Consider the following 6,993-nt stretch of genomic DNA (forward strand, 5'->3'; position numbering starts at 1 on the left):
CCCCTGAGAATAGACCTGCTCCATAAACTGATTGATTTTCCCAAAATATCCCTCAGGTAATTGCGCCTTAATCAAAGCATGCCAAGACGAGTGTTCCATAGCCAACTCCTTCGTTTTTACTGCCTCTATTATAGCAAAAAGTGGCTTTCTAAACCACTTTTTACAGTTTATCTAAACAATCCAGCAAGTCTCGGTAAGAATGGACTTCGTAGGTTGGCTGGGCTTGTGTGGGATTTTCGAGTTGATGAGGATTGTACCAAATCGTGTCAATCCCAGCATTATTGCCACCTTGAATGTCGGCGGTTAGGGAATCTCCAATCATCAGCGTCTTTTCTTTGCTAAATCCAGCAATCTGTTGGCCAATCTTTTCATAAAAGAGAGCATCAGGCTTTTGTGTTTGCAATTGTTCAGAGATAAAGACTTGATTAAAATAAGGTGCCAGACCAGATTGAGCCAAACGTCCCGTCTGAATAGCAGTAATCCCATTTGTCGCAGCATATAAGTCATAATCACGCTCGATGAGACTATCTAAAAGTTCATGAGCACCTGAAAAAGCTTGCCCTTGCTGGGATAGGTAAAACTGGTAACGCTGGGCTAGAAAACTACCGTCTTTTCCCTGTCCAAAATGAGCAAATAAACGAGAAAAGCGCGTGTTAACCAGCTCTGGTTTACTGATTTTCTTTTGCTCTAAGTCCTTCCAGAGAGCCTTGTTCATAGGGACATAATAGTCTTTATAAGCCTGAATATCTGCAACCCCTTCTTCTTTTAGAAGTTGTGTCAAAGCCACATCCTCAGCAGCATCAAAATCAAGTAAGGTGTGGTCGAGGTCGAAGAGTAGAAATTTGTAGGACAATTTGGTGTTTTCCTTTCTAAGATAAACAACTTTCACTTCAGCCAGCTGTTTAATGTAAAAACTTAAAAGTGGTATAGTATCACAAAGAATAATCGTTCCAATTGATTAACTAATTCATACTATTCTAGTCAAGTTTATTTTTATTATAGAGAAATCTTCTATAAATTCGAGCAATAGTTAAAATACATACAAATATGACTCCCAAAATAGATAATACTATCTTCACAAAACTCATTTCCAAACCTATGACATATATATAAAAAAGAGGGGCTAATCCTACACATAGAGACAATAGATAACTACTAAATCTTATCTCTCCGATACCAGCAAAAAAATGTTTCATTTAAAATATCCCAATTTTACCTTTCATCTTTATAATCCACTAACAAATCTATTGACTTCTCATTTTTTTGAAAAATCTTGACAACAAATTTACTCCACTTAATGCTACTAAGACTTCAATGGGCAAAAAATAGTAATTCCATATCAAATGAGAAATCAGCAATGTTAGAAATAGTATACAGTCAATATAACCATTCTGAAAATACTCTGTAATTACATAATACAGAAACACCACAACCATCAAAATTAAAACAACCATCATAATGCTATCATCCTGTTCTTAATTTATTGTCACTTTTTCCATCCCATTCATCAATAGCATTAAAAATCCAATCAATAAATGATTACCTACTCACTAATTCTATTTCCAAAATTTAATTTTTTGGGGGATTTAGTAACGCAATTCCAATTAGCAATACACCTAATATAAATAAAAGTATTTCCCAAAATTTATTCTCAGTTTTAATAAAAGGTATAAGATACATGCTGACTAATATGGAACTTGCTCCTAAAAGAGCAAAGACCACTCTGACTCTATCACTTAGTTTAAACATATTTAATTCCCCATAAAATAAGCAGTGGCTATGTTTACTGTAACATTCCCCCGTCTTTATGTAGGGATAATCCCCCATCAAGACACCTCATCTCTTCTTACTCAATAGCAGCATAATTATTTGGTAATACGAGTTTCATAAGATTTCTCCTCTTTAACGTTGCATGGTTAGGATAGTTCTCTAATCAGTAATCGTTGACTGCGTTTAAAGCACTTTGTTACCTAGATAAAATACCCTTTCTCTACCTGATTTGATTTTAAAGAGAACTAAGATTTAACCATATCTATCTCACTTCTTATTTTTAAATAATTCATACTCTTTTTCTCTGATAAAGGGAAGTGAGAAATTAGAAAAAATTAGTAGAATTGAAAACAGATATTCGTCTTTTTGTATCACTAAAACATAACCTAAAAATAAATAGACAATCAAATCTAGTACAAAAAGAGAAAATATCCTCCTTTTCATTACCTTACTTGTCTTAAAAATTCTGTTTAATAGAACCTTTATCGTAGTATCTACACAAATTTTTATCAAAAAGATAAGAGCCAATACACGATTATCAACTGTACCATGAAGAATAAATGGAAATATAGTTAATATAAAACTAGAAATCTCTAAATATTTTATCCAAGGAGATTGAGACATCTTACTTTTAAACTGACTGATTTTCCTATACTCGCTAGCTAATCTAGTATCAAAATCTCTACCAATTTTATTAAAGATTAAGAACTCCAGGATAAAAATACTGATTAATACGATATAAGTAGAAACGTTTCCTGAGAAATATTTATTAATAAAAATCGGGAAAATCATTAACAGAATTGAGTTTATAGCCAGACAAATAGATACTATTTTATTCTTCACAGAGTATATAGGTAGCGATACTATTGAATAGAGAAACGCTAAAAAAATAAGCAAGAAATACTCTGTGCTGCTAATTAGCGGCGCCCTTAATGATAAAAATAGATAGGCACCCCACACGATGATATGCGCTTTACGAATTGACTCTAAACTACTCATCTACCTACTCCTAAATCTATTTTTAGTTCACATTCTCTTTCCAACAAGTCATAAACGTTTCATGATATTTCTTTCTTCTACATTAGATAAAGTCGAAATACATTTTTTGCAAGTGAAAATATTATTATTATTATTTGGAAACCCAAAATATCTATCCCTCTTCTAGACCTAAACCAAGTCAGATTAAAGATACAAATATAATGGTAGGGCTTTCTTTTACTTTAGACTACCATAAAACAAGGAATCTTTCAACAAAATTCATTGGCAAACTACTATTCTAGAAGATTGACAACCCAAATCGTTCAGAATAGAACAATCCTAACTATCGAATACCCTAACTTCATAAATATCCATGTGATTCTAGGTCTAGAATTCCTATAAACTAAATGTTTTCGTACTCTTCTAAGTAATTGATTGCCTTAAACTTTAATTTTTGAAGGATTCTAAAGCTAGAATAGTCTCATCACAATCAGTTTTGAATGATTCACAATTTAGAAACACTATAGGTTTACTCTTGTTAAAATAAAAAGGAACTGCCCAAAGCAATCCCTTTTTATTTACTTAAAATTTGATAGTTGAGATAATCAATAGCCCACCTATAAAAAGTGTTATAGTAAAATTCCTTATTTATTGATTTCAAGCTCAGACAACTGTGTTTGAATAACTGACAGTTCTGCACCAGCCTGAAGAAGAGCAGCTGCAGTATAAGCACCTTCTACAATTGGAACCCTATTGATCATGATACTTTTATCACTGAAATCAGCCACCATTTCTAAGTTCATTTTAGCAGAACCCAGGTCAAAAAAGGCTAATAAGGTATCTGCTGGATTTTCGGAAACAACCCTATCTACTTGATCAAAACTTGTTCCAATTCCTCCATCTTCGGTTCCTCCTACATAAGTAATCGGAACATCTTTAGCTACTTCACTAATCAGTTCAACGACACCTTCTGCAATGTTTTTGGAATGTGAAACGATAACAAGACCAATACTTCCCATTAAACCACCCCAGTTTCTAAAAGAGCAGTAAAGAGTAATCCTGATGAGAATGATCCAGGATCAATATGTCCAAGAGAACGTTCTCCTACATAAGACGCCCTTCCTTTAGTTGCAAGTAAATCTTTGGTAGCATTCACTACCTTATCAATAACCTCTTGAGTCAATTGACCAGCAGACAAAGCAGCAATAACAGGAGTCCAAACGTCAACCATTGTCTTTTCTCCAACTTCTGCTTTTCCACGTTTGACAATCATATCCAAACCGCTTTGTAAGATTTCCTCTATTTTCGAATTAGAATCAGCCTTGGCCATGCCCATAAAAGCAGAGCCATACAGAGGACCAGAAGCACCGCCTACTTTACTCAGTAGTTGCATTGAGACAAGTTTAAACACATCACTGCTGGTTTCAAATTGCTTTCCTTCTAAGTTTTCCATAACTGCAGCCATGCCACGCGCCATATTTCCACCGTGGTCTCCATCTCCTATCGGAGTGTCTAACTCACTAAGGTAATCTTTCTGTTCTTGAATCTTTTCATTAAAAAGCTTCATCCATTCAAGAGCTTGTTCAGCATTCATGCGACATTTCCTCCTTGAATTTTACCAAGCTGGTGTAGTAACAGGTGCATTTAGAGCAGCCAACCACTCATCATCTGCCAATCGAATCAATGTTAATGACAAACCAGCCATATCGATTGAAGTCATATAGTTTCCAATTTTCTTAAACGCCAACTCAACACCTTTTTCATGGAGCAATTTAGCCACATCATTTGCAAATACGTATTGTTCCATAAGAGGAGTGCTTCCTAAACCATTGATAAGAAGTCCATAGCGTTCACCAGCCTTAAGTTGGAAACCTTCGGATAATTTTTCAACCAATTCTGATGCCAATTGTGAGGAAGGCTGCATTTTCTCTTTTTTATATCCTGGCTCACCATGAATACCAACTCCGTATTCAAACTCATCATCTTCTAGAACAAATCCTGGTTTCCCAACTTCTGGAACAGTAGCGCCAGATAGAGCTAATCCAATTGTTTTAATTTCTAACACAAGTTTGTCGGCCAAGTCCTTCATTTCAGATAATGATTTACCAGAACGAGCTGCAGCCCCCAAAATTTTATGGACTAATATAGTACCTGCAACACCTCGACGGCCTTGGGTATAGAGACTATTTTCAACAGCGATATCATCATCAACCACAACACTTGCTACATCAATACCTTCCATTTCAGCAAGTTCTTGTGCAATTTCAAAGTTCATAATGTCACCAGAATAGTTCTTGATGACCATGAAAACTCCAGCACCTTCATCAGCCGCCTTAATGGCTTCTAAAATTTGGTCCGGAGTAGGTGAAGTGAAGACTGCTCCACAAATGGCAGCAGACAACATTCCATCTCCTACAAATCCAGCATGACTGGGTTCATGTCCTGAACCTCCACCTGAAATGAGTCCAACTTTTCCTGTCTTTTCTGCCTTTCTAACGATAACATCAAAACCATCTAAGCGTTGAACCAAGTCATCATGCATGAATGACAACCCCTGCAACATTTCATCAACAACTTGTGTCTGTTCATTTATAATTTTTTTCATGAGAAACTCCTTTCGGCATCTACCTTTGTTTTCGATTTCATTATATACTTTTTATTGCTGGATGATAAGGGACAGATTCTATTATTTGTCCCCTTTTAAACCCGTTTCAAACATTTTTTTGGTAAAATGAAGTAAGTAAAAGAAAGGCTTCCTATGGCATCATCACTCATTACAAAAAAACGGATTGCCAAGGCATTTAGAGACCTATTAGCTACTAGAGAATTTGATAAAATCTCCATTGTAGATATCATGGAATCAGCTGGCATTCGTAGACAGACCTTTTACAATCATTTTCTTGACAAATATGAACTGCTAGACTGGATATTTGAAACTGACTTAACCGAGTATATCACCAATAACTTGGACTTCATTTCAGGCCAAAAACTATTACAAGAATTATTTCTTTATTTCGAACAAGAGCGTGATTTTTATATTCAACTTTTTGATATTCAAGGGCAAAATAACTTCTATGACCACTTTATCAGCTACTGTCGCTTGCTTGTATCAAAAATTTTAAGAGAATATGGTCAGATTGATAGCGATTCATCTGCTTATACTTGTTTTTTGCTAGATTATCACTCACATGCTCTAGCAGAAATCGTGAAGGCTTGCGTCAATAAAAAAAGTCCAGTTCCACAACCAGACTATCTCATCATGACAATTATTGGAAAGAGGCCACAATGACATTTATTTCAAATCATAAACAGAAAATTATTTCAAGTTACATTTCAGCAACTGTCAGCAGTCATCCTGAATTAGAAAAACACCCTACCTTACCTTTAGTCTATCAAAAAAATCACAATCCTCATCAGGTTCCAATATTGGCGGGTGGAGGTTCCGGTCACGAACCTGCGCATATTGGATATGTGGGAGAAGGAATGCTTACCGCTGCTATCTATGGCCAATTATTTACTCCTCCTACAAGAACTGAAATCTTAGAGTCCATTCGTTTTTTAAACAATGGTCACGGTGTCTTCATCATTGTAAAAAATTTCGAAGCAGACATCAAAGAATTTAGCTGGGCCATTAATACTGCTAGACAAGAAGGAATTAAGGTCGGCTATAGTCTAGCACACGACGATATTTCTATTGAACCTCACAATAGATTTCAAATTAGAGGAAGAGGGCTTGCAGGGACTATTTTACTTCATAAAATCCTAGGATATGCGGCTCAGAACGGTGCTGACATCGAGCAACTAACTAATTTAGGTTATGAACTTGCTACCGAAATCGCAACAATTGGCTTTGCAACGAAATCGGCTAGTCTCCCCCAAGCCACCCTTCCACTATTTAACTTGGAAGAAGGAAATATTTCTTATGGTATTGGGATACATGGCGAAGAAGGCTATCGTATCGTCCCATTCCAATCATCGGAAATCCTTGCAAATGAAATTATAAGTAAATTAAGATTGCACTATCATTGGAAAAAGGGTGATCAATTTATATTGCTTGTAAATAATCTAGGCACTACCAGCAACTTAGAAATGGGTATATTTATCAATGATCTCCTTCAACTCTTAGAAATTGAAGGAATCACTATTACATTTATAAAATCAGGAACATTTATGACCAGTCTGGATATGGCAGGTATATCCGTAACTCTTTGCCCTGCGAAAAATAAACAATGGTTAGAAGCGCTC

Annotated in this window: 10 protein-coding genes and 1 pseudogene; 2 read left to right on the forward strand and 9 right to left on the reverse strand. The window is 35.5% G+C overall.

Translation table 11 applies throughout. The features are described from left to right. From HT715_RS11505 to dhaK, 9 genes and pseudogenes are all read right to left on the reverse strand, one after another. A pseudogene (locus tag HT715_RS11505) lies at window positions 1-99 on the reverse strand (uracil-DNA glycosylase); the annotation flags it as partial. Between the two features lie 61 nt (window positions 100-160). Further along, window positions 161-853 carry a YjjG family noncanonical pyrimidine nucleotidase gene (locus HT715_RS11510; protein ID WP_054393037.1) on the reverse strand — a complete coding sequence of 231 codons (693 nt, stop codon included), beginning with the start codon at window positions 851-853 and terminating at the stop codon, window positions 161-163. A gap of 124 nt (window positions 854-977) precedes the next feature. Continuing rightward, window positions 978-1,196, reverse strand: coding sequence for a hypothetical protein (locus HT715_RS12165; RefSeq protein ID WP_078374344.1), 219 nt, complete (start codon window positions 1,194-1,196; stop codon window positions 978-980). Between the two features lie 48 nt (window positions 1,197-1,244). Continuing rightward, the gene (locus tag HT715_RS12170) at window positions 1,245-1,457 is read right to left on the reverse strand and encodes a hypothetical protein (protein WP_054393038.1); all 213 of its coding nucleotides are present in this window, start codon (window positions 1,455-1,457) and stop codon (window positions 1,245-1,247) included. A 112-nt stretch (window positions 1,458-1,569) separates the two neighbouring features. Further along, window positions 1,570-1,749, reverse strand: coding sequence for a hypothetical protein (locus tag HT715_RS12490; RefSeq protein ID WP_050208323.1), 180 nt, complete (start codon window positions 1,747-1,749; stop codon window positions 1,570-1,572). Window positions 1,750-2,037: 288 nt separating this feature from the next. After that, the gene (locus HT715_RS11515) at window positions 2,038-2,769 is read right to left on the reverse strand and encodes a hypothetical protein (RefSeq protein WP_054393039.1); all 732 of its coding nucleotides are present in this window, start codon (window positions 2,767-2,769) and stop codon (window positions 2,038-2,040) included. A gap of 623 nt (window positions 2,770-3,392) precedes the next feature. Then, window positions 3,393-3,767, reverse strand: a complete 375-nt coding sequence (gene dhaM / locus HT715_RS11520; protein WP_050208301.1) for a dihydroxyacetone kinase phosphoryl donor subunit DhaM — start codon at window positions 3,765-3,767, stop codon at window positions 3,393-3,395. Further along, the gene (dhaL, locus tag HT715_RS11525) at window positions 3,767-4,342 is read right to left on the reverse strand and encodes a dihydroxyacetone kinase subunit DhaL (protein ID WP_000990807.1); all 576 of its coding nucleotides are present in this window, start codon (window positions 4,340-4,342) and stop codon (window positions 3,767-3,769) included. The genes dhaM and dhaL overlap by 1 nt, the downstream gene beginning before the upstream one ends. Window positions 4,343-4,363: 21 nt before the next feature. Beyond that, window positions 4,364-5,353, reverse strand: a complete 990-nt coding sequence (gene dhaK / locus HT715_RS11530; RefSeq protein WP_000720689.1) for a dihydroxyacetone kinase subunit DhaK — start codon at window positions 5,351-5,353, stop codon at window positions 4,364-4,366. Between the two features lie 153 nt (window positions 5,354-5,506). On the opposite strand from dhaK, the gene dhaS reads away from it, so the two are divergent. Both dhaS and dhaQ read left to right on the forward strand, forming a co-directional pair. After that, complete coding sequence (gene dhaS, locus HT715_RS11535; RefSeq protein ID WP_000168611.1) at window positions 5,507-6,037, forward strand: dihydroxyacetone kinase transcriptional activator DhaS; 531 nt, start codon at window positions 5,507-5,509, stop codon at window positions 6,035-6,037. Next, the coding region (gene dhaQ / locus HT715_RS11540) for a DhaKLM operon coactivator DhaQ (protein ID WP_172922977.1) at window positions 6,034-6,993 on the forward strand (960 nt) is incomplete at its 3' end. The genes dhaS and dhaQ, both read left to right, overlap by 4 nt.

Origin of the sequence: Streptococcus sp. 4155, from assembly GCF_013276695.1 — a bacterium.
In the GTDB taxonomy this organism is placed as follows: domain Bacteria; phylum Bacillota; class Bacilli; order Lactobacillales; family Streptococcaceae; genus Streptococcus; species Streptococcus pseudopneumoniae.